The sequence below is a fragment of the Streptococcus parasanguinis genome (assembly GCF_032163505.1).
Lineage (GTDB): Bacteria > Bacillota > Bacilli > Lactobacillales > Streptococcaceae > Streptococcus > Streptococcus parasanguinis_V.
On sequence record NZ_CP134147.1, the window covers coordinates 558,179 to 583,026 of the forward strand.

At 43.2% G+C, this 24,848-nt stretch carries 29 protein-coding genes, 10 tRNA genes and 1 rRNA gene; 32 read left to right on the forward strand and 8 right to left on the reverse strand.

The features are described 5' to 3' along the window. Positions 1 to 28 precede the first annotated feature (28 nt). The 11 genes from rrf (at position 29) to RIN70_RS02915 (ending at position 1,085) form a co-directional block, all read left to right on the forward strand. A 5S ribosomal RNA gene (gene rrf, locus RIN70_RS02865) occupies positions 29 to 144 on the forward strand. Between the two features lie 34 nt (positions 145 to 178). Continuing rightward, positions 179 to 251, forward strand: a tRNA-Val gene (locus tag RIN70_RS02870). Between the two features lie 2 nt (positions 252 to 253). Next, positions 254 to 326, forward strand: a tRNA-Asp gene (locus RIN70_RS02875). A 24-nt stretch (positions 327 to 350) separates the two neighbouring features. Beyond that, positions 351 to 423: transfer RNA gene (locus tag RIN70_RS02880), tRNA-Lys, on the forward strand. 6 nt (positions 424 to 429) lie between these two features. Beyond that, positions 430 to 511 (forward strand) — tRNA-Leu (locus RIN70_RS02885). A 17-nt stretch (positions 512 to 528) separates the two neighbouring features. Beyond that, positions 529 to 601, forward strand: a tRNA-Thr gene (locus RIN70_RS02890). A 23-nt stretch (positions 602 to 624) separates the two neighbouring features. After that, positions 625 to 696, forward strand: a tRNA-Gly gene (locus tag RIN70_RS02895). Between the two features lie 7 nt (positions 697 to 703). Continuing rightward, positions 704 to 789: transfer RNA gene (locus tag RIN70_RS02900), tRNA-Leu, on the forward strand. A gap of 19 nt (positions 790 to 808) precedes the next feature. After that, positions 809 to 882, forward strand: a tRNA-Arg gene (locus RIN70_RS02905). Between the two features lie 36 nt (positions 883 to 918). Next, a tRNA-Arg gene (locus RIN70_RS02910) sits at positions 919 to 992 on the forward strand. Positions 993 to 1,011: 19 nt separating this feature from the next. Further along, positions 1,012 to 1,085 (forward strand) — tRNA-Pro (locus tag RIN70_RS02915). A 96-nt stretch (positions 1,086 to 1,181) separates the two neighbouring features. Here the strand turns inward: RIN70_RS02915 and ntdP are convergent. The 3 genes from ntdP to RIN70_RS02930 all read right to left on the reverse strand — a co-directional run bounded on the left by ntdP (position 1,182) and on the right by RIN70_RS02930 (position 3,380). Then, complete coding sequence (ntdP, locus tag RIN70_RS02920; protein WP_118396820.1) at positions 1,182 to 1,715, reverse strand: nucleoside tri-diphosphate phosphatase; 534 nt, start codon at positions 1,713 to 1,715, stop codon at positions 1,182 to 1,184. Positions 1,716 to 1,810: 95 nt separating this feature from the next. Next, complete coding sequence (gene recX / locus RIN70_RS02925) at positions 1,811 to 2,593, reverse strand: recombination regulator RecX (RefSeq protein ID WP_195623315.1); 783 nt, start codon at positions 2,591 to 2,593, stop codon at positions 1,811 to 1,813. A 10-nt stretch (positions 2,594 to 2,603) separates the two neighbouring features. Then, positions 2,604 to 3,380 (reverse strand): aminoglycoside 3'-phosphotransferase, encoded by a 777-nt coding sequence (locus RIN70_RS02930; RefSeq protein WP_049498318.1) that lies wholly within the window; start codon positions 3,378 to 3,380, stop codon positions 2,604 to 2,606. 55 nt (positions 3,381 to 3,435) lie between these two features. Between RIN70_RS02930 and rlmD the strand changes: the two genes are divergently transcribed. From rlmD to RIN70_RS02980, 10 genes are all read left to right on the forward strand, one after another. Beyond that, positions 3,436 to 4,788 (forward strand): 23S rRNA (uracil(1939)-C(5))-methyltransferase RlmD, encoded by a 1,353-nt coding sequence (gene rlmD, locus RIN70_RS02935; protein WP_195623314.1) that lies wholly within the window; start codon positions 3,436 to 3,438, stop codon positions 4,786 to 4,788. A gap of 32 nt (positions 4,789 to 4,820) precedes the next feature. Next, positions 4,821 to 5,054 carry a DUF1858 domain-containing protein gene (locus tag RIN70_RS02940; protein ID WP_003005810.1) on the forward strand — a complete coding sequence of 78 codons (234 nt, stop codon included), beginning with the start codon at positions 4,821 to 4,823 and terminating at the stop codon, positions 5,052 to 5,054. Further along, entirely contained in the window at positions 5,054 to 6,400 is a 1,347-nt protein-coding gene (locus tag RIN70_RS02945) for a DUF438 domain-containing protein (RefSeq protein WP_195623313.1), read from the forward strand. The genes RIN70_RS02940 and RIN70_RS02945 overlap by 1 nt, the downstream gene beginning before the upstream one ends. 2 nt (positions 6,401 to 6,402) lie before the next feature. Beyond that, complete coding sequence (locus RIN70_RS02950; RefSeq protein WP_195623312.1) at positions 6,403 to 6,657, forward strand: DUF1912 family protein; 255 nt, start codon at positions 6,403 to 6,405, stop codon at positions 6,655 to 6,657. Between the two features lie 180 nt (positions 6,658 to 6,837). Further along, positions 6,838 to 7,185, forward strand: coding sequence for a helix-hairpin-helix domain-containing protein (locus tag RIN70_RS02955; RefSeq protein WP_195623311.1), 348 nt, complete (start codon positions 6,838 to 6,840; stop codon positions 7,183 to 7,185). Positions 7,186 to 7,451: 266 nt separating this feature from the next. Continuing rightward, the gene (locus tag RIN70_RS02960) at positions 7,452 to 8,039 is read left to right on the forward strand and encodes a flavin reductase family protein (RefSeq protein WP_195623310.1); all 588 of its coding nucleotides are present in this window, start codon (positions 7,452 to 7,454) and stop codon (positions 8,037 to 8,039) included. Next, positions 8,017 to 8,577, forward strand: coding sequence for a GNAT family N-acetyltransferase (locus tag RIN70_RS02965; RefSeq protein ID WP_070594360.1), 561 nt, complete (start codon positions 8,017 to 8,019; stop codon positions 8,575 to 8,577). The genes RIN70_RS02960 and RIN70_RS02965 overlap by 23 nt, the downstream gene beginning before the upstream one ends. Further along, the gene (locus tag RIN70_RS02970; protein ID WP_070594361.1) at positions 8,577 to 9,155 is read left to right on the forward strand and encodes an AAA family ATPase; all 579 of its coding nucleotides are present in this window, start codon (positions 8,577 to 8,579) and stop codon (positions 9,153 to 9,155) included. The genes RIN70_RS02965 and RIN70_RS02970 overlap by 1 nt, the downstream gene beginning before the upstream one ends. Further along, positions 9,148 to 11,799, forward strand: a complete 2,652-nt coding sequence (locus RIN70_RS02975; RefSeq protein ID WP_195623309.1) for a valine--tRNA ligase — start codon at positions 9,148 to 9,150, stop codon at positions 11,797 to 11,799. The genes RIN70_RS02970 and RIN70_RS02975 overlap by 8 nt, the downstream gene beginning before the upstream one ends. Positions 11,800 to 11,869: 70 nt before the next feature. Then, positions 11,870 to 12,625, forward strand: coding sequence for a protein NO VEIN domain-containing protein (locus RIN70_RS02980; protein WP_173019418.1), 756 nt, complete (start codon positions 11,870 to 11,872; stop codon positions 12,623 to 12,625). A 153-nt stretch (positions 12,626 to 12,778) separates the two neighbouring features. Here RIN70_RS02980 and RIN70_RS02985 read toward each other — a convergent pair whose 3' ends face one another. Beyond that, on the reverse strand, positions 12,779 to 13,399 hold the full coding sequence (locus RIN70_RS02985) for a TVP38/TMEM64 family protein (protein ID WP_118095828.1): 621 nt from the start codon (positions 13,397 to 13,399) through the stop codon (positions 12,779 to 12,781). Between the two features lie 182 nt (positions 13,400 to 13,581). On the opposite strand from RIN70_RS02985, the gene RIN70_RS02990 reads away from it, so the two are divergent. The 10 genes from RIN70_RS02990 (at position 13,582) to RIN70_RS03035 (ending at position 20,873) form a co-directional block, all read left to right on the forward strand. After that, positions 13,582 to 14,109: a YqeG family HAD IIIA-type phosphatase gene (locus tag RIN70_RS02990; protein ID WP_313790770.1), complete on the forward strand. Its 528-nt coding sequence runs from the start codon at positions 13,582 to 13,584 to the stop codon at positions 14,107 to 14,109. 2 nt (positions 14,110 to 14,111) lie between these two features. Further along, positions 14,112 to 15,218: a ribosome biogenesis GTPase YqeH gene (gene yqeH, locus RIN70_RS02995; protein ID WP_195623307.1), complete on the forward strand. Its 1,107-nt coding sequence runs from the start codon at positions 14,112 to 14,114 to the stop codon at positions 15,216 to 15,218. Positions 15,219 to 15,440: 222 nt separating this feature from the next. Beyond that, positions 15,441 to 15,752, forward strand: coding sequence for a ribosome assembly RNA-binding protein YhbY (yhbY, locus tag RIN70_RS03000; protein ID WP_003005853.1), 312 nt, complete (start codon positions 15,441 to 15,443; stop codon positions 15,750 to 15,752). 21 nt (positions 15,753 to 15,773) lie between these two features. Beyond that, positions 15,774 to 16,406: a nicotinate-nucleotide adenylyltransferase gene (locus tag RIN70_RS03005; protein WP_003012335.1), complete on the forward strand. Its 633-nt coding sequence runs from the start codon at positions 15,774 to 15,776 to the stop codon at positions 16,404 to 16,406. Beyond that, a complete protein-coding gene (gene yqeK / locus RIN70_RS03010) occupies positions 16,403 to 16,999 on the forward strand; it encodes a bis(5'-nucleosyl)-tetraphosphatase (symmetrical) YqeK (protein ID WP_003005860.1) in 597 nt (198 codons plus the stop codon). Before RIN70_RS03005 ends, yqeK begins: the two co-directional genes overlap by 4 nt. After that, positions 17,000 to 17,500: a cysteine hydrolase family protein gene (locus tag RIN70_RS03015; protein ID WP_003005863.1), complete on the forward strand. Its 501-nt coding sequence runs from the start codon at positions 17,000 to 17,002 to the stop codon at positions 17,498 to 17,500. 14 nt (positions 17,501 to 17,514) lie between these two features. Continuing rightward, on the forward strand, positions 17,515 to 17,868 hold the full coding sequence (rsfS, locus tag RIN70_RS03020) for a ribosome silencing factor (RefSeq protein ID WP_003005865.1): 354 nt from the start codon (positions 17,515 to 17,517) through the stop codon (positions 17,866 to 17,868). Between the two features lie 323 nt (positions 17,869 to 18,191). Continuing rightward, positions 18,192 to 18,932, forward strand: a complete 741-nt coding sequence (locus RIN70_RS03025) for a class I SAM-dependent DNA methyltransferase (protein WP_277755713.1) — start codon at positions 18,192 to 18,194, stop codon at positions 18,930 to 18,932. Positions 18,933 to 18,938: 6 nt separating this feature from the next. Next, positions 18,939 to 20,036: a nucleotidyltransferase gene (locus RIN70_RS03030; RefSeq protein ID WP_129824976.1), complete on the forward strand. Its 1,098-nt coding sequence runs from the start codon at positions 18,939 to 18,941 to the stop codon at positions 20,034 to 20,036. 120 nt (positions 20,037 to 20,156) lie between these two features. Continuing rightward, positions 20,157 to 20,873, forward strand: coding sequence for a YebC/PmpR family DNA-binding transcriptional regulator (locus RIN70_RS03035; RefSeq protein WP_003005873.1), 717 nt, complete (start codon positions 20,157 to 20,159; stop codon positions 20,871 to 20,873). A 52-nt stretch (positions 20,874 to 20,925) separates the two neighbouring features. Here the strand turns inward: RIN70_RS03035 and RIN70_RS03040 are convergent, their stop codons facing one another. From RIN70_RS03040 to RIN70_RS03055, 4 genes are read right to left on the reverse strand one after another with little or no spacing between them, the layout of a single operon-like run. Next, a complete protein-coding gene (locus tag RIN70_RS03040; RefSeq protein WP_003005875.1) occupies positions 20,926 to 21,252 on the reverse strand; it encodes a DUF5960 family protein in 327 nt (108 codons plus the stop codon). Beyond that, a complete protein-coding gene (locus tag RIN70_RS03045) occupies positions 21,233 to 21,604 on the reverse strand; it encodes a hypothetical protein (RefSeq protein WP_129824977.1) in 372 nt (123 codons plus the stop codon). Before RIN70_RS03045 ends, RIN70_RS03040 begins: the two co-directional genes overlap by 20 nt. Next, positions 21,601 to 23,013: a Y-family DNA polymerase gene (locus RIN70_RS03050; RefSeq protein ID WP_129824978.1), complete on the reverse strand. Its 1,413-nt coding sequence runs from the start codon at positions 23,011 to 23,013 to the stop codon at positions 21,601 to 21,603. Before RIN70_RS03050 ends, RIN70_RS03045 begins: the two co-directional genes overlap by 4 nt. Before the next feature lie 2 nt (positions 23,014 to 23,015). Further along, positions 23,016 to 23,693, reverse strand: a complete 678-nt coding sequence (locus RIN70_RS03055; protein WP_021152744.1) for a helix-turn-helix domain-containing protein — start codon at positions 23,691 to 23,693, stop codon at positions 23,016 to 23,018. Between the two features lie 160 nt (positions 23,694 to 23,853). On the opposite strand from RIN70_RS03055, the gene asnA reads away from it, so the two are divergent. Further along, positions 23,854 to 24,846 carry an aspartate--ammonia ligase gene (asnA, locus tag RIN70_RS03060; RefSeq protein ID WP_049514189.1) on the forward strand — a complete coding sequence of 331 codons (993 nt, stop codon included), beginning with the start codon at positions 23,854 to 23,856 and terminating at the stop codon, positions 24,844 to 24,846. Positions 24,847 to 24,848: the final 2 nt, after the last annotated feature.

Here is a 24,848-nt window from a genome sequence, read left to right on the forward strand (position 1 = left end):
TCAATTTTGAATGTTTAATCATTCAGAGTTAAGTGACGATAGCCTAGGAGATACACCTGTACCCATGCCGAACACAGCAGTTAAGCCCTAGAACGCCGGAAGTAGTTGGGGGTTGCCCCCTGTGAGATAAGGTAGTCGCTTAGCAAGAGATTGAGCCTAGTAGATACTAGGCTCATTTGGGAGTTTAGCTCAGCTGGGAGAGCATCTGCCTTACAAGCAGAGGGTCAGCGGTTCGATCCCGTTAACTCCCATAGGTCCCGTAGTGTAGCGGTTATCACGTCGCCCTGTCACGGCGAAGATCGCGGGTTCGATTCCCGTCGGGACCGTTAAGATAATGAAAATTATTTTAAGACTCGTTAGCTCAGTTGGTAGAGCAATTGACTTTTAATCAATGGGTCACTGGTTCGAGCCCAGTACGGGTCATATTTTGCGGGTTTGGCGGAATTGGCAGACGCACCAGATTTAGGATCTGGCGCTTTACGGCGTGGGGGTTCAAGTCCCTTAACCCGCATAAGAGAATAATAATGAGCCGGCTTAGCTCAGTTGGTAGAGCATCTGATTTGTAATCAGAGGGTCGCGTGTTCAAGTCATGTAGCCGGCATTTTTTTATATAAAGAAAGCAATGCGAACGTAGTTCAGTGGTAGAACACCACCTTGCCAAGGTGGGGGTCGCGGGTTCGAATCCCGTCGTTCGCTTGAGGAGGCCGGGGTGGCGGAACTGGCAGACGCACAGGACTTAAAATCCTGCGATTGGTAACGATCGTACCGGTTCGATTCCGGTCCTCGGCATAGACAAAGGTTGAAAGAAGCACCCTTAGCTCAACTGGATAGAGTACCTGACTACGAATCAGGCGGTTAGAGGTTCGACTCCTCTAGGGTGCATGGTCGCAAGGCTATGTAATAATTGAATAGAAACGAGCACCCTTAGCTCAACTGGATAGAGTACCTGACTACGAATCAGGCGGTTAGAGGTTCGACTCCTCTAGGGTGCATAAAGCGGTAGCTTTAGATCGGGAAGTAGCTCAGCTTGGTAGAGTACTTGGTTTGGGACCAAGGTGTCGCAGGTTCGAATCCTGTCTTCCCGATAGTGTGTCGAAAAAGTCTAATAGTTGTCATTAGACTTTTTTTGTAGTTATTTTTTATTAATTTACAAGAAAAAAGAGCTTGCGCTCTTTCCAACTTTATTTATTTCGCAGTTCAACATAACGGTTATACCAAATTTTGATATATTCCTCAGAAAAAGGACCTTTGCTTTGGTTTATCCAATCTACTAGAACCTTAACATTTTCCTTTAAAATAAAGTCAATGTCATCTGAATAGTGCATTTTTTCTTTGTGCTGCTCGTATTCTTCAACATCTAACAATTTTTTTTCACCATTGGTAAAGACCTTGACATCGAGATCATAGTCGATATATTTTAAGGCTTCTTGGTCAATGTGAAAAGGACTTGCTAGGTTACAGTAGTAAGACACACCATTGTCACGGATCATGGCGATGATGTTAAACCAATATTTTTTATGGAAATATACGATCGCTGGTTCACGTGTAATCCAACGTCTACCATCACTTTCAGTAACAAGTGTATGATCATTTACTCCAATAATTGCATTTTCGGTTATCTTTAATACCATGGTGTCACGCCATGTTCGGTGTAAACTGCCATCATGTTTATAACTTTGAATTGTAATAAAGTCGCCTTCTTTAGGTAGTTTCATAACTTACCAACTTTCTACAATCTAAGTATATCCTCTATATTGTATCATATTTTTTCAAATTTTTTCTTATTTTTCTATTTAATTTTCAATTTGGTTTATGAATCTAAGTATTCTCTAATGGCTGACGTTATATCACTATAATCGTAGCCTTTTCTGGCTAGTGCCTGAGTCAAGCGTTGTTTGAGGTCATAGCCTTCATATTTTTTACTGTATTTACGGTATTGTTTTTCTAACTCTTTTAGAATGAGCTCATTGGTTGTTTCTTCATCTGTTTCGAGCTCGAGATATTGGAATGCTATCTTTGCTTGATTGTATGCAAAACCTTTTGAAATGAGTCCTTGGATGATTTTCGTTTCAATGGCTTTTAATGGGTATTTTCCTTGGTATTTCTTTTGGAGTTTTATTGCGGTACGGTTGATCACTTCTGTAAAATCATAGTCCGCTAGTATTTCTTGAAGGATAGATTTTGGGACCCCTTTTTGTTGAATTTTTTGTTGTAATAAGACAGGGCCTTTATCACCACTGAGGAGGTTGGCCTCTATCAGGTTTCTGGCATATTGATGATCATCTAACCACTTTTCTTCTTTTAAGTGTTGGACAACTTTATCAATAATCTCACTATCAATCTCATATTTTGTAAGGTAGTCTCGGACTTCTTTTGTTGTTCGAGCTTTAAAGGAAAGATGGTAAAGGGCCAGGTTTTTACCATAGGAGTATTGTGCAAATTCTTGGATTTCTTTTAGCTCTTCTTCACTGATTTCTTTCTCTTTAGAAAGAAAATATTTGACGATGGTATCTTCTGTGATGTAAAGTTTTTGATCATTGTCTAATTCAAGAAGGTAGAGTCTTTTTTTCTTTTCTAGTTTTGTAATTTTCATATTTTTTCTTTTATCCAAACGCTTCAAAGGCAGCAACGAGTCGAAGTTTATGTATATCGACCTGATCTCTTCCATAATAGTCAAGAAATAGTTCAGCGTATTTAGGATCTTGTAGGTTATAGTTGAGGGACCAAACTGCCCAAAAGAGGTCGATATGCCGGTCACTGAAATCAGCCAAACCAAGATCAATAAAGCAAGAGAATTGGTCAGCATCTTTTAGAATAAAGTTCGGTAGACAGGCATCCCCGTGAATAAAGGCATCTGTCTTTAAAAGGTGCCCATGTTCTTGGATGAGTTGGAAGGCCTCTTCGCGACTGTTGATTTGGAATTGGGGTAGGAGCGCCTTGGCATAGAACTCACCTTTTTCATAGTTTTTCAAGGCTCTTTCTTTATAGGCTTGTAAATGATTATCTGATGGAAAATTTTTCGGATTTAAGCTGTGAAGCTTTTTAAGAGCCTCTGCCATGGTACGGCAGATTTTTTCTGGCTGGTCTAAAAAAGCGAGAGCATCATGGCCAATAGCCTCTTTAGTCAGGAGGTAGTCTTTATCTTTAGATAGATATTCGATAACTGGAGTTCCCAGTCCTTTGGTTTCAAACCACCTTGCAATGCTAGCTTCTCGCTCTAATCTTCCCTTTTGATCTATTTTCAAGTAGTAACCTGAATCAAGATAGAGAACCCTTGCGCCTGAATGAGAAGAGCTATCAGAAAGAGTTGCTCCCTCTATATAAGTTCGTAATTGCTCAGGAAAATCCAATGGGGAGAAATGAGATGTCTTTGTATTCATGGTTTTATTGTAACATATTCTTAACCATTGAGAAACTACGTGGTATAATAGACTTATGAGTCTTAAAGTCAAACAAAAAATTCCATTAAAAATCAAGCGTATGGGGATAAACGGGGAAGGTATCGGATTTTTCCAGAAAACCCTTGTTTTTGTTCCAGGAGCCCTCAAGGGTGAAGATATCTTCTGCCAAATTACAAGTGTCAAGAAAAATTTTGCGGAAGCCAAACTCTTATCTGTGAATAAAGCGTCTAAGTATCGGGTGACACCCATGTGTGATATCTATGAGACCTGTGGGGGCTGTCAAATCATGCATTTGAAGTATGACAAGCAGCTGGAGTTTAAAACAGATTTATTGCAACAAGCCTTGAAAAAGTTCTCACCTGAAGGCTTTGAACAGTATGACATTCGGCCAACAATCGGAATGCAGGAGCCTCTTTACTATCGGGCCAAATTGCAATTTCAAACAAGGAAATTTAAAGGCCAGGTCAAGGCGGGTCTCTATGCTCAAAATTCACATTATTTGGTAGAATTAAAAGATTGTTTGGTTCAAGATCCGGTTATTCAAGCGATTGCCAATGATCTTGCGGATTTATTGACTTACTACCAGATTCCGATTGCTGATGAGCGTAAAGAACTGGGTGTCAGAACTATGATGGTTCGACGAGCTCGGAAGACTGGTCAGGTTCAGATCATTGTGGTCACCAGTCGGCAGATTAATGTAAAGGATTTAGTGGAAGACTTGGTTAAGAAACACCCTGAGATTGTCACCGTTGCTGTTAATAAAAATACGTCTCGCTCTAGTGAAATCTATGGGGAACAAACGCAGATTATTTGGGGAGAAGAGGCCATTTTGGAAGGTGTTTTGGATTATGAATTCTCCCTGTCTCCTCGAGCTTTTTACCAGTTGAATCCAGAACAAACTCAAGTATTGTATAGTGAAGCGGTTAAGGCTCTAGATGTTTCCCCAGAGGATCACTTGATAGATGCCTACTGTGGGGTTGGAACGATTGGGTTTGCTTTTGCGAATAGGGTGAAAAGTGTTCGGGGGATGGATATCATTCCTGAAGCGATTGAAGATGCCAAATACAATGCTAAACGGATGGGATTTGAGAATACCCACTATGAGGCTGGTACAGCAGAAGAGATCATTCCTCGCTGGTACCAAGAAGGCTATCGGGCCAATGCTGTGATCGTGGATCCACCTCGTACGGGTTTAGGGGCGAAATTGATCGAGACCTTATTGCACTATGCACCTGAAAAGATGGTCTATGTTTCTTGTAATGTCTCTACTTTGGCACGGGATCTAGTGGCTTTGACAAAGGTTTATCGGGTTGAATACATTCAATCAGTTGACATGTTTCCACATACGGCAAGGACAGAGGCTGTCGTGAAGTTAGTGAAGAAGTGAAAATGAACGAAATGAGTAAAGGAAATAGGAAAATGGACAATGTTATTGATGTATCGATTCCAGTGGCTCAAGTCATTGATCAACATCCGGAAGTATTGGACTTGTTGGTGGAATTGGGCTTTAAACCTTTAGCCAACCCCATCATGCGTAATACAGTTGGGCGCAAGGTTTCCTTGAAACAAGGATCAAAATTAGAGGGTACTCCCATGGAAAAGATTGTGCGAACATTAGAGGCCAATGGCTATGAAGTAGTGGGGCTAGACTAATGAGTGATGAACGAATTCATGTCTTGAGAGATATCTTATTAGACCTTCATCATGGTGCTTCTCCTGAGTCGGTCCAAGAACGATTTGATGCGACCTTTGCGGGGGTTTCTGCGATTGAGATCTCTCTCATGGAGCATGAACTGATGAATTCAGATGCAGGTGTTACTTTTGAAGATGTTATGGAGCTTTGTGATGTCCATGCGAATCTCTTTAAGAATGCTGTTCAAGGGGTTGAAGTGGCAGATACTGACCATCCAGGTCATCCTGTTCAGATCTTTAAACAGGAGAATCTAGCCCTTCGTGCTGCTATGATGCGGGTTCGTCGCTTGCTGGATAATTATGAGACGAAGGAGGATCCTGAGATGATCCAGGAGATTCACAAAGGCCTCTTGCGTCAGCTTGGCTTGGTGGGTCAATTTGATCGGCATTACCGCCGTAAGGAAGAACTGATGTTTCCAATTATGGAAAAATACGGCCATGATTCTCCTCCGAAAGTCATGTGGGGAGTAGATGACCAGATTCGAGACCTCTTTGCGAAAACTCTGGATGTGGCCAAAGCCCTGCCTGATTCTGCCATTTCAGAAGTTAAAAAGCGCTTTGAAGCCTTTGCGCAAGAGTTTGAGGCTATGATTTTCAAGGAAGAGTCCATCCTCTTGATGATTTTACTGGAGGCCTTTACCCAGGATGATTGGCTTTCCATTGCAGAAGAAAGTGATGCTTATGGTTATGCCATTATTCTCCCAAGTGAAAAGTGGGTACCAAAACGCGTGGACTTCAAGGAAGAAGGAGCAACAGAGACAGAAGATTTAGGTGAAGTCCTTCCTTCTTCAAATGGAAGCGAGCACCGTCAGGTCATTGAGACTCCTGATGGGCAGTTGACCGTTACCTTCACGCCTAAGAAAAAAGAAGAGAGTTTCGATCGCCAGCAGCCACAAGCTTTTGGGCATGGCTTTCTATCTGTGGAGCAAGCAAATTTGATCTTGAACCAGTTACCGATGGAGATCACCTTTGTCAATAAGGATGATATTTTCCAATATTACAACGATGCTGCGCCCTTTGAGGAGATGATTTTCAAACGGACGCCGTCGCAGGTAGGACGCAATGTCGAATTGTGTCATCCACCCAAATACTTGGAAAAGGTCAAAGCCATCATGCAAGGGCTTCGTGAAGGAAAAAAAGACAAGTATGAAATGTGGTTCAAATCCGAATCACGTGGGAAATTTGTCCATGTCACCTATGCAGCAGTGCGTGATGAAGCGGGAGACTTTCAAGGTGTCTTGGAATATGTTCAGGACATTCAACCTTATCGGGAGATCGATACGGATTTTTATAGAGGAATGGAGTAAAGATGAGTTACGAAACAGAGTTTATGAAGGAGTTTGAGGAGTGGATCAAGACCCAAGTCATGATCAATGAAATGGCTCTCGAAGAAAGTAAGAAGGTTTTTGATGAAGACCAGGATGAACGAGCCAAAATCGCGATGATTCGCTATGAAAGCCGTTTGGATGCCTATCAGTTCTTGCAAGGGAAGTTTGAAAATTTCCATGCTGGAAAAGGATTTCATGATTTACCAGATGACCTCTTTGGTAAAAGAAAATATTAAAATAGTCTTATTGAAGGCGTTTTACTGGCTAGATTTACCTGAAAATTGAGCAATGACTTGATTTTTTAAGGGATTGTGATACAATAAAAAAGTTGAAATGACATCAACGGATTATTGAATGGAATTATGGTGATGAAACCTTGTTGCCTTAGGAATTGATCACTGAATTTAGGAGGAAAAATGGCAAAGAAGAACGTAAACCGTGCGAAACAATACAAACATCAAAATAGACATCTTTTGAAAAAAGCTGTCGCAACTGTAACTGCAGCTGTTAAAGAAGCACCTAAAAAAGTTGAGAAAGCTACAAAAGCAGTAGCGAAAGAAGTGAAACAAGCGGCTTCTTCAGTGGAAGAGTTTGCTTCAAGTTTGGAAGGTGTGGCACTTGATCGTGCGCAAACATTCTATGATGAAGGTATTCGCTCTGTTGCGGACTTCGCAAACTGGACGGAGAAAGAGTTGTTGGCCCTTAAAGGAATTGGCCCAGCTACAATCAAGAAATTGAAAGAACTAGGCGTTAAATTTAAATAATCGCTTTTGTGATTTCTTGCTATTTCCAGGAGATCTTGATAAAATGAAGTTATTAGAGGTGTTTTGAATCCCACATTTTACAGAAAGTGGCGGTGCTGAGAAGTCCACAAATGTGTCAAAACTGGTTGCTAATGGATGAAAATGAAATAAACAAAGTTGCGGGCATTGCCCGAAATTGGGTGGTACCGCGGATCAACATATTCGTCCCTGTCAGATTAATGACAGGGGCGATTTTTCTTTTCTACCCCTAGCCAAAGGAGCTTGTCATGAAACAATCTTTTAAAACCAGCAAACTCTATTATGGTTTTCCTATCTTCATCTTAGGGTATCAGGACCAGAACTTTGGGCACAATATCACGACCTGTAGCTCCTCTTATAGCTTGGGAGATTGGCTGGTCATCGGTGTTGGTGCTGAGGAAAATGCGGCTGACCAGATTAAGCATTATCGACAGTTTACTGTGAACATTCCTACTGAACATCTCATGCTTGAGATGGAGCAGGCTGGCTTTATCAGCCATCGGGAAAAGTTGAAACACCTGGGGCTTGACTACGAGATTTCTGAACGGACCCAGGCACCGATTTTGGAGGCTTGTCCAGTCGTATTGGACTGTCAGGTAGATCGGATTATCGAGGAAGATGGCATCTGCCATATCTTTGCCAAGATTCTTGATCGACTTGCTGATTCTGATTTGGTAGATGACAAGGGCCATTTTAAAAATGACTGCTTTGCCCCAACTTACTTTATGGGGGATGGTCATCAGCGCGTTTATCGTTATCTGGATGACCGAGTCGACTCCATGGGAAGCTTTATCAAGAAAGCGAGAAAGAAGAATGACAAGAGCAACATTACCTGAACGAATCGAAACAGAGCGACTGGTCCTGCGAGTCCGAACAGTGGCGGATGTAGAGGATATCTTTGACTATGCCAGTCGTCCAGAAGTCTCTTACCCAGCAGGTTTTCCACCTGTCAAGACCTTGAAAGATGAGATTTATTACCTAGAACATATCCTTCCCGAGCGCAATCAAAAAGACAATCTCCCAGCAGGCTATGGAATCGTGGTCAAGGGGACCGATAAAATCATAGGCTCAGTCGATTTTCCCCGTCGCTACGAAGACGATGTACTGGAGATTGGCTACACCTTGCACCCAGATTATTGGGGGCGAGGCTATGTGCCTGAAGCAGCGCGTGCTTTGATTGATTTAGCTTTTAAAGAACTGGGGCTTCATAAGATAGAATTGTCTTGCTTTGGCTACAACCTTCAAAGTCAACGAGTCGCTGAGAAACTTGGTTTTACCCTTGAAGCTCGCATAAGGGATCGAAAAGATGCCCAAGGCAATCGCTGTGATGATTTGAGATATGGCTTGCTGAAGAGTGAGTGGGAGGTGGATTGATGCATATTTTCATCATTGGAGCTCCAGCTTCAGGGAAAATGACCATTGGTCAGGAACTTTCGAAACTCACCGGTGCGACTCTCTTTTTCAACCATCAACCAATTGATTTCGCACTCGAAATCTATCAGGATTTTACGGAAGAAATGTGGGAATTTGTTCGTAGCGTTAACTTTTCTTTTCTTGGAACAAGCGCCAGGCATCATCGGTCGGTGATTTTAACAGGCGTAACTGATTTTTCAAATCAATACCATTTGATGTATTTGAAGGACATTCAAGATTTGTTAAATGAGTATCATCAGCAGATTCTTTTTGTTGAATTAGAAACGTCTCTGGAGGAGCGATTACGTCGAAATCGGACAGAGAATCGGTTGAAATACAAACCCTTGAAACGGTATGTTGAGGTATCTGAAAGAGAGATTTTAGAGACTGATAAAACGGATCAACTTAATTCCCAAAAGCAACCGAGTGGTCTTTACCACTACCTTAAAATTGATAATACGAATCTGTCCGCAGAAGAAGTTGCAAAGCAGATTCAAGAAAAAATGAAAACAATAGAGAAAGGACACACACATGTCTAAAGAACTTTCACCTAAATATAATCCAGCCGAGGTTGAGGCTGGTCGTTACCAAAAATGGCTTGATGAGGATGTTTTCAAGCCTTCAGGCGATAAAAAGGCTAAGCCTTACTCAATCGTTATTCCACCGCCAAACGTAACTGGTAAGCTTCACCTTGGTCACGCTTGGGATACTACTTTGCAAGATATCATCATCCGTCAAAAACGGATGCAAGGTTTCGACACGCTTTGGCTTCCTGGTATGGACCATGCTGGGATTGCCACTCAAGCTAAAGTAGAAGCGCGTTTGGCTGAAGATGGCATCTCTCGTTATGACCTGGGCCGTGAAAAATTCCTTGAGAAAGTCTGGGAATGGAAAGACGAATATGCGACGACTATCAAGGAACAATGGGGCAAGATGGGGCTCTCTGTAGACTATTCTCGTGAGCGTTTCACCCTTGATGAAGGGTTGTCAAAAGCCGTTCGTAAGGTCTTTGTAGAGCTCTACAAGAAGGGCTGGATCTACCGTGGTGAATTTATCATCAACTGGGATCCAAAAGCTCGTACAGCCCTTTCTGATATCGAGGTGATTCACAAGGATGTCGAAGGAGCCTTCTACCACATGAACTACATGTTGGAAGACGGTTCACGTGCCCTTGAAGTAGCAACAACACGTCCTGAAACCATGTTTGGGGATACTGCTGTAGCGGTTAACCCAAATGACGACCGTTATAAAGACTTGATTGGTAAAAATGTTATCTTGCCAATCTTGAACAAGCCAATCCCAATCGTAGGGGACGAACACGCAGACCCTGAATTTGGTACTGGTGTGGTGAAGATCACTCCTGCCCATGATCCTAATGACTTCTTGGTTGGTCAACGTCATAATCTTCCGCAAGTCAACGTTATGAACGATGATGGTACCATGAATGAATTGGCTGGTGAATTCAACGGCATGGACCGCTTTGAAGCACGTAAGGCTGTTATCAAGAAGTTAGAAGAAATTGGTGCCCTTGTTAAGATTGAGAAGATGACCCACTCAGTTGGTCACTCAGAGCGTACAGGGGTTATGGTTGAGCCACGTTTGTCTACGCAATGGTTCGTGAAGATGGATCAATTGGCGAAAAATGCTATTGCTAACCAAGACACAGACGATAAGGTAGAATTCTACCCACCTCGTTTCAACGACACCTTCCTTCAGTGGATGGAAAATGTCCATGACTGGGTGATCTCTCGTCAGCTCTGGTGGGGTCACCAAATCCCTGCTTGGTACAATGCTGAGGGTGAAATGTACGTTGGCGAAGAAGCGCCAGAAGGTGACGGATGGAAACAAGACGAAGATGTCTTGGATACTTGGTTTAGTTCAGCCCTTTGGCCATTCTCAACTATGGGCTGGCCGGATGTCGACTCAGAAGACTTCAAACGTTACTTCCCAACTTCAACCTTGGTAACAGGTTACGATATCATCTTCTTCTGGGTGTCTCGTATGATTTTCCAATCATTGGAATTCACTGGTCGTCAGCCATTCCAAAATGTCCTTATCCACGGTCTCATTCGTGACGAGCAAGGACGTAAGATGTCTAAGTCACTCGGTAACGGTATTGACCCAATGGATGTCATCGAGAAATATGGTGCTGATGCCCTTCGTTGGTTCCTTTCAAACGGTTCTGCACCAGGTCAAGACGTGCGTTTCTCTTACGAGAAAATGGATGCGTCATGGAACTTCATTAACAAGATTTGGAATATCTCTCGCTATATCCTCATGAACAATGAAGGTTTGACCCTGGATGTGGCCCGTGAAAATGTGGCTAAAGTGGCTGCTGGCCAAGCAGGTAACGTAACAGATCGTTGGATTCTCCACAACCTCAATGAAACGATCGGTAAGGTCACTGAAAACTTTGATAAGTTTGAATTCGGTGTGGCTGGTCATATCCTCTACAACTTCATCTGGGACGAGTTTGCGGACTGGTATGTTGAGTTGACTAAGGAAGTGCTATACAGCGATAACGAGGACGAAAAAGTCATCACTCGTTCTGTCCTTCTTTACACCTTGGATCAAATCTTGCGTCTCCTTCACCCAATCATGCCATTCGTAACTGAGGAAATCTACGGCCAAATCTCTGAAGGAACGATCGTGACTGCGGAATACCCAGTGGTTCGTCCAGAGTTTGAAAACGAAGAAGCAGCAGCTGGTGTAGAAGCTCTTAAAGATGTGATTCGTTCAGTACGTAACTCACGTGCAGAAGTGAACGTAGCGCCAAGTAAGCCAATCACTATCTTGATTAAGACAAGCGATAGCAAGCTCGATGCCTTCTTCAATGACAACGTTAACTACATCAAACGCTTCACAAACCCAGAACACCTGGAAATTGCAGCAGATGTAGATGTACCTGATTTGGTTATGTCCAGCATCATCACAGGTGCAGAAATCTACTTGCCACTCGCTGACCTTCTCAATGTCGAAGAAGAATTGGCTCGCCTTGAAAAAGAATTAGCCAAATGGCAAAAAGAACTCGACATGGTTGGTAAGAAACTTAGCAACGAACGCTTCGTAGCCAATGCCAAACCAGAAGTCGTCCAAAAAGAACGCGACAAACAAGCCGACTACCAAGCGAAGTACGACGCGACAGTCGCACGTATCGATGAGATGAAGAAGTTGGTGAAATAAACCTAGAAACACGGCGGTATGCCGTGTTTTTTTGGTATAATGAAATCAATATCTATTGATGGAGAAAGTTATGTCTAAACACCCTCACTATGAATTGTTAAACTTGATTGGCTATGGTCTTGCTAAGTTTGATGATACTTTTATAAAGGAATTTCAATGCTCTAGTAAATCCGAGTTTTATCGTTACATAGTTTCTTTAGGCGTTGCAGAAACAACGGGTGTCGTCAAAAATAGAATGGATTTATTCGACCCCTATTTTGATAACAATCGAAAAGGTTGGTGGCAAAAAGCTGAAGTCTACCGTTTTCGAAAAGATTTAATTGACACGATGTTTGGAAATGAGGATGTTCACGGTTTTGCAGAAATAGTCAAAATGCTGCTTGCAAGTGAAGGGAAGAAAACAGGTATAACCATCGTTGAAAAGCCAATCGTTCGTACGAAATTCAAACGCCTACAAGAAACTGGAATGGAAGCAGAGAATTATTTCATACACCATTTTGATAAGGAAGAAAAATTTCAAGGTGGCCAATTGACTGATGCCCGTCTTTATGGTGATGGATATGATTTCCAAGTAGATGTTCAAGAACATTCATACCTTGCTGAGGTTAAAGGTATCCGAAAACCTAAAGGACGTATTCGTTTGACCTCCAAAGAATTTGAGAAAGCTAAGGAATATCAATCAGATTTTATTCTATCTCTAGTCACTAATCTCGACGATATTCCAAGATTGGTATTGATTGATAATCCACTTAACCATTTTGAATTTGAAAAAAATGTTATTAAAAATGAAGTCGTTGAATATAGAAGTTTGGAAGATTTATATTAATGAATGTAAACGTATCAGCGCTTACTACACTTACTGATATGAGCTCATAGATGGAATGGGATAACCATAGATAGAGTAATTTAAAAAAATTGGTTAAGTTTCTCTTTTTTACAAAAACACCACCTCCTAGTCTTTAGGAGGTGGTGTTATGCTTTAGACCATTTTCCAGAAATAATCGATGATATAGGTGAGACCGTAAGTGTAGATGACGAGGGTGATAGGTTTGCAGAGGATGATGATGGTCATGTAGCGTTTGAAGGTCATCTTCGTCAGACCTGCCAGCATACAGATGAAGTCAGCGGGACTAACCGGCCAGATCATCATGAAGATAAAGAAGCGATCGAACCGCTTGCCTTCATTGAGCCAGCCAATGTACTTGTCATATGTCTTCTGACTGACCATGGATTGGACGAACTTAGGCCCGTACATTCTCGCAAGGTGGAAAATAATGGCACAGCCGATTACGATGCCGATGTAGTTGTAGATGGTCCCAATGATGTGGCCGTAGATGAAAACACCTGCTACAGATGTCAGGGCGCCAGGAATAATAGGGACCACTGTCTGAAGGATCTGAAGAAAGATAAAGAGAGGAGGCCCGAAGATTCCGGCTTGCAAAATAAAAGCTGACAAGGTTTCTTTGGATTGAAGGATGCCAGAAAAGTAGGCCCAGATACAAAAGGCCAAGGTTGCGAGGGCCCCAATGATGGATGACCAATTGATGATTTTTTGGAGAAGAGGAGAGACCTCCCTCAATTTTTTTTCTTTTGTTATCATAACTCTTCCGTGTATTTTTTTCTTCTACTATACCATGTTTTTGGAACTTTGTAAGGATTTTGTCTATTTTTTGAGTAGTGAAAGCGACCTGATTGGAGCCTGTCGCTGTTTTAGTCGTGAAGCGGGTGCAAAATGGGCCTTTTTATGCTACAATGAAAGGAGTATAAAAAATGGAGAAAAACGTGTCAATCGAAAATTACAAACCAGATTTTGCGGTGGAAGCAGCCTATGATCTCACCGTTACAGACTTGAAAAAACAAGGTATTAAGGCGGTCCTTGTGGATTTGGATAATACCTTGATTGCTTGGAATAATCCGGATGGAACTCCTGAGATGCGCCAGTGGTTGCATGACCTTCGTGATGGAGGGATTCGGGTTATCGTGGTGTCTAATAATAGTCCCAAACGGGTCAAGCGCGCTGTTGAGAAATTTGATATTGACTATGAAGCCTGGTCGCTCAAGCCCTTTACTTTTGGGATTGATCGTGCCCTCAAACGTTTTCACTATGAGAAAAATGAAGTGGTCATGATCGGGGATCAACTGATGACGGATATCCGGGCTGCCCATCGTGCAGGCATTCGTTCGATTTTGGTCAAGCCTTTGGTCGAGCATGACTCGATCAAGACCCAGATCAACCGGGCGCGTGAACGCCGTGTTATGAAGCAAATGGCCGAAAAATATGGTCCGATTGTATATAAAAAAGGAATTTAAGAATGGAAGAATTATTCTGTATTGGCTGTGGAGCCCCCATTCAGACAGAAAATAAAGAGGGGCTAGGCTATACTCCCCAATCAGCTCTTGAAAAGGGCTTGGAAACAGGCGAGGTTTATTGCCAACGCTGTTTCCGTCTGCGTCACTACAATGAAATCACAGATGTGCATCTAACGGATGATGATTTTCTAAAGCTCCTTCACGAAGTAGGAGATAGTGATGCTCTCGTGGTCAATGTAGTCGATATTTTTGACTTTAATGGCTCCGTCATTCCTGGTCTACCACGCTTTGTAGCAGGAAATGATGTCCTCTTGGTTGGAAATAAAAAGGACATCTTGCCTAAGTCTGTCAAGGATAGCAAGGTGACCCATTGGTTGATGGAGCGGGCCCACGAAGAAGGCATGCGTCCTGTCGATGTGGTCCTCACCTCTGCCCAAAACAAGAGTGCTATCAAGGACTTGATGGAAAAGATTGAGCAGTACCGTAAGGGTCGTGACGTCTATGTGGTGGGTGTGACCAACGTTGGGAAATCGACCCTCATCAATGCGATTATCCAAGAAATCACTGGGGATAAGGATATCATCACGACCTCTCGCTTCCCAGGAACGACACTGGACAAGATCGAAATTCCACTGGACGATGGGTCCTATATCTATGATACACCAGGAATTATCCATCGCCACCAAATGGCTCATTACTTGACGGCAAAAAACCTCAAGTATGTCAGTCCTAAAAAAGAAATCAAGCCCAAAACTTATCAGCTCAATCCCGACCAAACCCTCTTCTTGGGTGGCTTGGGACGCTTTGACTTTATCAAGGGAGAAAAGCAAGGCTTCACCGCCTTCTTTGACAACGAACTTAAGCTTCACCGAACTAAGCTCGAAGGAGCAACAGCCTTTTATGACAAGCATGTCGGTGGCTTACTAACACCTCCTAATAGCAAAGAAAAAGAAGAATTCCCACCCTTGGTTTCTCATGAGTTTACCATCAAGGACAAGACAGACCTCGTCATCTCAGGACTCGGCTGGATCCGCGTCAATGGAGAAGCCAAAGTAGCCGTCTGGGCACCAGAAGGTGTCGCCGTGGTTACCCGCAAAGCTATTATTTAAAAAAACAGGAAAAATATATCTGAAGAGCGAACAAAGTGAGCTCATAAAGAGATCGTTATTGCCGTGGTGTAGTTGCCAATCGTGAGATTGGCAAGGGCAAAATGGAGACCAAGGCTCCATTTTGAGGTGAGGAAATCCATTTTTCAAAGATGAGATCTTTGAAAAATTAGTTCCGGCCGTCCCCACCACTTAAAATAACGATCAAAAAAAGGAAGTAAAAATATGACATTAACATCTAAACAACGGGCTTTCCTCAATAGCCAAGCCCACAGCCTCAAGCCCATTATCCAAATCGGGAAAAATGGGCTCAATGACCAAATTAAAACCAGTGTGCGCCAAGCGCTAGATGCGCGCGAATTGATCAAGGTAACTCTTCTTCAAAATACGGATGAGAATATCCATGAAGTAGCAGAAATCTTGGAAGAAGAAATCGGTGTGGAAACGGTCCAAAAGATTGGTCGGATTCTCATCTTGTTCAAACAATCAAGCAAAAAAGAAAATCGTAAAATTTCAGCGAAGGTAAAAGAAATTTAGGACATCGAGGAGAGCAAACCTATGGCAATTGAACTATTGACTCCCTTTACCAAGGTAGAGTTAGAGCCAGAGATCAAAGACAAGAAACGCAAACAAGTTGGTATTTTGGGAGGAAATTTCAATCCGGTCCACAATGCCCATTTGGTCGTTGCGGATCAAGTGCGCCAACAATTAGGGTTAGATAAGGTGCTCTTGATGCCTGAGTATGAACCACCGCATGTCGATGCCAAGGGAACGATTGCAGAGCACCATCGCCTTAAGATGCTGGAATTAGCCATTGAAGGCATTGAAGGTCTGGAGATCGAGACGATTGAGCTCGAGCGGAAAGGGATTTCCTATACCTACGACACCATGCTCTTGCTCAATGAACGGGATCCAGACACAGATTATTACTTCATTATTGGTGCAGATATGGTAGATTATTTACCAAAATGGCACCGCATCGATGAATTGGTGGAGATTGTACAATTTGTCGGGGTACAGCGACCACGCTATAAGGCAGGGACTTCTTATCCGGTGATCTGGGTGGATGTTCCTTTAATGGACATCTCCTCTAGTATGGTGCGTGATTTTGTGGCCAAAGGCCGGACGCCGAATTTTATGTTGCCAAAACCAGTCTTGGACTACATCAAGAAAGAAGGATTGTATCAATGACCTATGAAAACTATCTAGGCTTTTCTCGTGAGGTCTTGCTTGAAAAAATGCGCCAAATCCTGCCAGAAAAGCGCCTTACTCACTGTTTAGGGGTTGAGAAGGCTGCGCGTGACTTGGCCAAACGCTATGGGGCTGACGAAGAGCAGGCTGGCCTAGCAGGTTTGTTACATGACTACGCCAAGAAACTATCAGATCAGGAATTTCTGGACTTGATTGATCGCTATGAGCTGGATCCAGCATTAAAAAACTGGGGCAACAATGTCTGGCATGGGATGGTCGGGATTTACAAGATCCAAGAAGACCTCGGACTGACAGATCTAGCCATTCTTCGCAGTATTGAGATTCACACCGTGGGGAGTGATCAGATGTCAACCTTAGACAAGGTTGTCTATGTGGCAGATTACATTGAGCACAACCGGGCCTTTCCGGGGGTAGATCAAGCACGCGACATCGCCCAAGTCTCCTTGGATCGTGCCGTGGCCTATGAGACGGCTCGCACAGTCGAACACCTGGCCCACCAAGGATTGCCCATTTATCCCCAAACCCTTGAAACCTATAACGCCTTTGTGAAGTATTTGAAAGAGGAGCAGTGAGTGAAGACAGCTTTTATCATTATTGATGTACAAAATATCTTAGTGGAAACAGGTTTTGAGGCAGAAAAGCTCTTAGAGAAGATCGCTTATTTGCAAGATCAGGCTAGAAAACAGCAGATTGAAATTATCTACATGCAGCATATTGAAACGCCAGAGGCTTTAACTTCGGAAGATTGGCAATTATCGCCCTTGTTGAAGAGGCAGGCAGATGAGAAGGTGTTTCAGAAGCGATACAATAGCATATTTAAAGAGACAGGATTAAAAGAATACTTGGATCAACAAGGGATTGAACAACTGGTCCTGTGTGGTATGCAGACAGAATATTGTGTCGATACATCCGTCAAAGTGGGATTTGAATATGGCTACAAGCTGGTCATTCCAGAAGGAGCTGTCACAACCTTTGATGGAGAGGATATTCCAGCAGAAACGCTTAATGAATTTTATGAAAATATTTGGGCAGAACGTTTTGCGGATGTCTTAGATTACAAATCAATTTTTTAAGGAAAGAGGATTACATGAAAGAAAAAGAACTACTTGAACTAGTTGTCAAAGCAGCAGATGAAAAGCGTGCAGAAGACATTGTAGCTTTGGATGTTCAAAGCTTAACCAGCGTGACAGACTACTTTGTCATCGCAAGCTCTATGAATAGCCGTCAATTGGAGGCTATCGCTGAAAATATTCGCGAGAAGGTCGTTGAAGCTGGTGGCAATGCCAGCCACGTCGAAGGTGATTCAGCTGGAGGTTGGGTCCTTCTTGACTTAGGTAGTGTGGTGGTCCATGTCTTCTCAGAAGAAATGCGTGCCCACTATAACCTAGAAAAGCTATGGCACGAAGCAAGTGCTGTCGATCTTTCAGCAGCCCTAGCATAAGCAGGTAAACTCAGTTGGTAGCAACTGAGTTTTGTTGGTTAAATTGAAAATTCTACGGAAAGAAAGGATGGAGCCTCGTGTTTAGTTGGTTTGATAATTGAACACGAGCTAAAAGCTGTGAGAAAAAGAGTAACTTCCTTTGTATCTGACGATAGGGCAGAAAGTTTCCTATTTTCTCTATGCTTTTAAGGCTCTTTGTATCTTAGAAAGGATTTGAACCCGTCCTGTACTCCTCGGAAAATAGATAGCTCTCCTTGGAGCTTAGCTCCATCGTCGTGCTCCTAATTTTCTAACGGATTACGGGCGGACTTGGTATCATGAATATGGCGACTTATGAAACGTTTGCGGCGGTCTACGATGCGGTCATGGATGATAGTCTGTATGACTTATGGACGGATTTTTCCCTCCGGCATCTTCCTAAAAGTAAGGATCGGAGAAAATTACTGGAATTGGCTTGTGGGACAGGGATTCAGTCTGTCCGCTTTTCTCAAGCTGGTTTTGATGTGACAGGATTAGACCTGAGTGCTGACATGCTGAAAATTGCTGAAAAAAGAGCTGCTTCAGCCAAGCAGAAAATTGATTTTATCGAGGGCAATATGCTGGACCTGTCGCAAGCAGGCACTTATGATTTCGTGACCTGCTACTCGGATTCTATCTGCTACATGCAAGACGAGGTAGAAGTAGGGGATGTCTTCAAAGAAGTCTATAATGCCCTCAATGAGGACGGAGTCTTTATCTTTGATGTCCATTCGACCTATCAAACGGATGAGGTTTTTCCAGGCTATTCTTACCATGAAAATGCGGAAGATTTTGCCATGCTCTGGGATACCTATGAGGATGCGGCTCCTCACTCGATCGTCCATGAGTTAACCTTCTTTGTCCAAGAAGAGGATGGCTCCTTTAGTCGCCACGATGAAGTTCATGAGGAACGCACTTATGAAGTTTTAACCTATGACATCTTATTGGAGCAGGCTGGCTTTAAATCTTTCAAATTGTATGCAGACTTTGAAGACAAAGAGCCAACAAAGACCAGCAAACGTTGGTTTTTTGTAGCACAGAAGTAGGACAGCATGACAGTTACAGGTATTATTGCAGAATTTAATCCCTTTCATAATGGACACAAGTACCTGCTGGAACAGGCAGAAGGGCTGAAGATTGTGGCCATGTCTGGGAATTTTGTTCAACGTGGCGAACCTGCTATTGTAGACAAGTGGATTCGCGCGCAGATGGCTTTGGATAATGGAGCGGATCTGGTGGTCGAGCTCCCCTTTCTCGTGGCTGTTCAGTCGGCTGATCATTTTGCCAAGGGAGCGGTAGAAATCTTGTCCCGTCTGGGAATTGACCAATTGACTTTTGGGACAGAAGCGGTCTTAGATTACCAAGCGATTGCGACTGTTTATTCGGAGAAAGAAGCGGAAATGGAAGCTTTCCTGCGAAGCCTTCCAGAAGATTTATCCTATCCACAAAAAAACCAAAAAATGTGGGAAACCTTTGCTGGAGTGGAGTTCACAGGAGATACTCCCAACCATATTCTGGGCTTGGCCTATGCCAAGGCTTGTGCTGGGAAGGGGATTGCGCTTAAGCCCGTCCAGCGCCAGGGTGCGGGCTACCATTCAGAAGAAAAAGAGGTGGCCTATGCTTCTGCCACTAGTCTACGCCTACACAAGGAAGATCAGGACTTTGTTGCTAGATTCATGCCCAATAGCCAACTCTTTCAGTCGGCTCCACAGGTATCTTGGGAGAATTATGATCAACTGCTCCGTTATCAAATCCTAACCCGTCCGGATTTGACACAGATATTTCAGGTCAATGAAGAACTAGCCCATCGGATAAAGGATGCGGTTCGAAGTGCTAGCTCTGTGGAAGACCTGGTGGAGAAAGTCGCAACCAAGCGCTATACCAAGGCGCGCGTTCGCCGCATCTTGACCTACATCTTGGTAGGGGCGAGAGAGGAAATCTTGCCGACCGCTATCCACGTCTTAGGCTTCACTGAAAATGGCCAAGCTCACCTCAAATCACTAAAAGGTCAAGTGGACTTGGTGACGCGAATTGGTAAGGAACCTTGGGATGGTTTGAGCCAGCAAGCGGATCAGGTGTATCAACTAGGCCATCCCCAATTGCCAGAACAAATCTGGGGTCGGGTGCCAGTGAGAGTGGAAGATCAATAAAGGGTGAATAGTCGAGCAACTACAATTGGAAGGATACGCAAAAAACTCTTCCAAGTCTTGTGATTTGTGATATAATATAAAAGATTGAAAATAATTTGAAAAAATTTAAGGAGAATCCTCATGGGACGTAAATGGGCCAATATTGTTGCCAAAAAAACTGCCAAAGATGGTGCCAACTCAAAAGTGTATGCTAAATTTGGTGTGGAGATCTATGTAGCTGCTAAAAAGGGTGAACCAGATCCAGAACTAAATACTGCTTTGAGATTCGTTATTGACCGTGCCAAACAAGCGCAAGTGCCAAAACACGTAATTGATAAAGCGATCGATAAGGCAAAAGGAAACACTGACGAAACCTTTACAGAAGGACGTTACGAAGGATTTGGACCAAATGGTTCGATGTTGATCGTTGATACTTTGACGTCAAACGTTAACCGTACAGCTGCCAATGTCCGTGCTGCTTTTGGTAAAAACGGTGGGAACATGGGAGCTTCAGGTTCTGTATCTTACCTCTTTGACAACAAGGGAGTTATCGTCTTTGCTGGTGATGATGCGGATGCAATCTTTGAACTTTTGCTTGAAGCAGATGTTGATGTAGATGATGTCGAAGCAGAAGAAGGAACGATCACAGTCTACACTGCTCCAACTGATCTTCACAAAGCGATCGTTGCTTTGCGTGAATCAGGTGTCGAAGAATTCCAAGTAACAGAATTGGAAATGATTCCTCAATCAGAAGTTGAGTTGTCAGGTGAAGATTTGGAAACATTTGAAAAACTTTACAGCGTTCTTGAAGACGACGAGGACGTACAAAAAATCTACACAAACGTAGATGGATTCTAATCACTCATAAGAACTGTAGTGAATCCCATAAATTAAGAAAAAGGATAGCTTCTCAGATCAAGCTATCCTTTTTCTCTGTCTGATGAGGGTCTATCTTTTGTAAGTGATGTCCTGTATAAGCGTAAATACGGGTCAGGGGTGATTGGGAGAGTGTGGAAACCTTAAAATAGAAATAATGGTCTCGATGATCCCGACTTTTGGTGTGGTGAAGACGAAAGTAGTTTCGCTGGCCTGCTGCCATAGAGTGGAGAATATCGTCTTCTAAAAAGACGAGCGGCGTAGAAGTAGCGGCCCACTTGTAAAAGTCCATCTCAAATTGGTGGTAATTCTCCGAAAAATAATCAAATTGTAATTCGTGTTTAGTCTGAATAGGTTTCATAGGCTGTTTCCTCAGATTCAATAAAAATGATAGAGTCTACGAGGAGACGGTGGTAGTGGCCATCGCTTTTGAGAAGAAGCTCAGAAGCAGATAAGGTGTGAATCGAACCTGTGTAGGTTGCAAATTGATTCCCCTCTAGAGTCGTGATCGAGATCGTCGTTTGTTGTTGAAAGGCCTGCTCCAGGAGCTGGATCTGTTCAGCAAGTGGAAGAATTGTGAGCTGACTGCGGTCAATTTCTTTTGTCTGCAGGGCAGTTGTGTGCTCGGATAAAAAGAAGCCAGCCCATTTGGCCATGCCACGATCTTGAAATTCACGGGCGGATTGATAAGGGAGATAAGAACGGTCGATCATGTTAATCCATCTAAGCCTCCTGCGGAATGTCCGCCTGTTAGTTTACTGCGTGCAATGGCGCGTGAGTTTTCTAGTAATGAGGAGCCTTTCTGAAGAGAGGTAAAGCCAAATTGGTCCCGAATGCGGTCAATGGTCTGCTGGAGTTTCTCCTCTTTTTCCAAGGCTACTGGGTCATCAAAGAGAGAAAAGAGTTGAAGAGACTCCTCGACAAGTTCTCCATAAAAAACACCAATCTGCCGAATGGCGCCTCCTTCGTACTTGGAGCGAAAGAGCCGCAGAACCGTATCGGATAAAACCTTGGTGGATTGGGTGGGCTCAATCTTTTGCTGGCAGTGAATGGACGGAAGTCCCTCGGTTTTGGAGTAGGAGGCATGAATGGAGACCAGCTGGGTCTTCTTTTTTTTCCGTCGCAAGCGAATAGCCACCTGTTCAGCCATCTCCCGAAACACCAGTTCAATATCGGCTTGTAGATGGTAGTCATAGGGCAAGATTTGAGAGTTACCAATGCCTCGTGACTTCGGACGATAAGGCTTGTGGACATTGCTTTCATCAATGCCATGAGCATGGAACCACAGTTGAAGGCCCATGACTCCGAATTCTTTCTTTAAGAGATCGGGGTGAGCCTGAGCCAGTTCAGCAATCGATGTGATCCCGATCTTTTGCAATCGCTTTTCAGTACGACGTCCAATACCCCAAAAATCAGTGAGCTGGGGCAGTTTCCAGACCTTACTTTCTACATCTTCATAAGACCAATTGGAGCGCATATTTTGGCAATGCTTGGCTTCATTGTCTAAGGCTAGCTTGGCAAGAAGGGGATTGGCATTGCTGAGGCCGATGGTAGAGTAGATCCCAGTTTCCTGCCAGATCCTTTTTTGGATTCTGGCAGAAAGGAGATCCAGTTTCTCCTTTCGAGAGAGGGAGGGATCTGGAATAAAATAATTTAAGGAAGAGGTCAGATCGATAAAGCCTTCGTCAATCGAGTAAGGGAAAATATCATCTGGTGCCGCAAATTCCTGAAAAACTTTTTGAATCTCCATATTGACCTGAATATAGGCATTCATCCGTGGAGGTACAATCAGAGTCCTCTTGGCCCAGGATTCAATGGATGCAATAAAGGCTGGATCTGTTGGCAATCCTTGCTTTTTGGCGACGTAGCTATTAAATTTTCTAGTCTTGAGGTCAAAAGGTAGGTCGTAGCTACGGCTAACATTTTTCTTGCCGAAGACTTGTTTGAAAACGGGAGAGCTCGCCAAAATCAGGCCAGCAGAATTGTCGCTCCGACTCATGACGCAAAGGGAAGTCGTCAAGGGATTGAGTCCTAGACGGACACATTCACAACTGGCATAAAAACTTTTCATATCCACAAAAGCAATATCAGAATGAGGCTCACGTGAATAATCAAATAGCATATTTAAACCTCAAGTGGGAGAAAATGCCCGACCACAATACCGACGATTTTGGGCTCGTCTTCATAGGGAGCAAATAAATCGTCGTAATCAGGGTTGATGGATTCTAAGCGCAAACCTTCCGCTTCCCGATAGACTTTCTTGATGTAGGTTTTTCCATTCCAGATGAGGGCGTAGACAGCCCCATCATAGTCAAAGCCAGTCTGCTTCATGAGGGCAACAGAGCCATTGGGATAGAGAGGTTCCATCGAATTTCCGGATACCCAAGAGGCAAAGTCGTGTTGGATCTCTTGGTCAAAATAGACGGTTTCATAGTCCGTTTCGTTATCATAAAAGGTATGTCCTAAACCAGCTGCTAGCTCAATCGAAAGAACCTTATAAGCCGTCAAGGAAACAACTTTTTGCTGCTGTTCCAATAACTGGCTGGCCAATTGGTCAACTTTCTTTTGATGAGGTGGGGTTAATAAAGGGTAGGTGTAGAGTGCGGAGTCTTTGTTAATAAAGTAGTCCTCTTTAACGGAGAGGCGCTTGGCCAACCTCCTGAGATTTTTTTCGTGTGGCTCTGCTAAGCCATTCTCCCAACTGGAGTAAGTCTTGCGAGAAATTTTGAGATCCTCGTAGACATCTGCCTGGGTCAAGCCTTTTTCCAGGCGTCTTTCTTTTAGTTTTTTTGCATCAAACATGTCGTTTCTCCTATGTAACGTTTTAAAAGTTACATATAGTTTATCAAAAATAAAATCCTTTTGCAAGAAAAAAATTCCGTTATAAGGGGATGGAAAGACTTGGATTTTGAGTGAAAAAAGAGTATAATCAGTTTTACAACTTCTATCAACGAGGGATTATATGAAAAAAAGTTTTATACACCAACAAAAAGAAATTTCGTTTGTTAAAACGACGTTTACACAATATTTAAAAGATAAATTGGACATCATTGAAGTCCAAGGGCCAATTTTGAGCAAGGTCGGAGACGGGATGCAGGATAACCTTTCTGGGATTGAACACCCAGTATCTGTAAAGGTCCTTCAAATTCCTGATGAGACTTATGAAGTCGTGCATTCACTCGCAAAATGGAAACGCCACACCTTGGCGCGTTTTGGGTTTGGCGAAGGCGAAGGTCTCTTTGTCCATATGAAGGCCCTTCGTCCGGATGAAGATTCGCTAGACGCTATCCACTCTGTTTATGTAGACCAATGGGACTGGGAAAAGGTCATCCCCAATGGTCAACGCAACATCGCCTACCTCAAAGAAACGGTTGAAAAAATCTACAAGGCCATTCGTTTAACAGAACTAGCAGTAGAAGCGCGCTATGACATTGAGTCAGTTCTTCCAAAACAAATTACCTTCGTTCACACAGAAGAATTGGTGGAACGCTATCCAGATTTAACTCCAAAAGAGCGTGAAAATGCCATTGCCAAAGAATTCGGAGCCGTTTTCTTGATCGGGATTGGTGGAGAGCTTGCAGATGGCAAACCACACGATGGACGTGCACCTGACTACGATGACTGGACAACCGAATCTGAAAATGGCTACAAGGGCTTGAATGGCGATATCCTTGTATGGAATGATGTCCTAGGTTCAGCCTTTGAGTTGTCTTCAATGGGGATCCGTGTCGATGAGGAAACGCTTCGTCGTCAAATTGCGATTACAGGAGATCAAGATCGTCTCCAATTAGAGTGGCACAAGGCCCTGTTAAATGGTCTCTTCCCACTCACAATTGGTGGAGGGATCGGGCAATCTCGTTTGGCTATGTTCTTACTTCGTAAGAAACATATCGGTGAAGTCCAAACCAGTGTCTGGCCTCAATCTGTCCGTGATGAATATGAAAATATCCTATAATG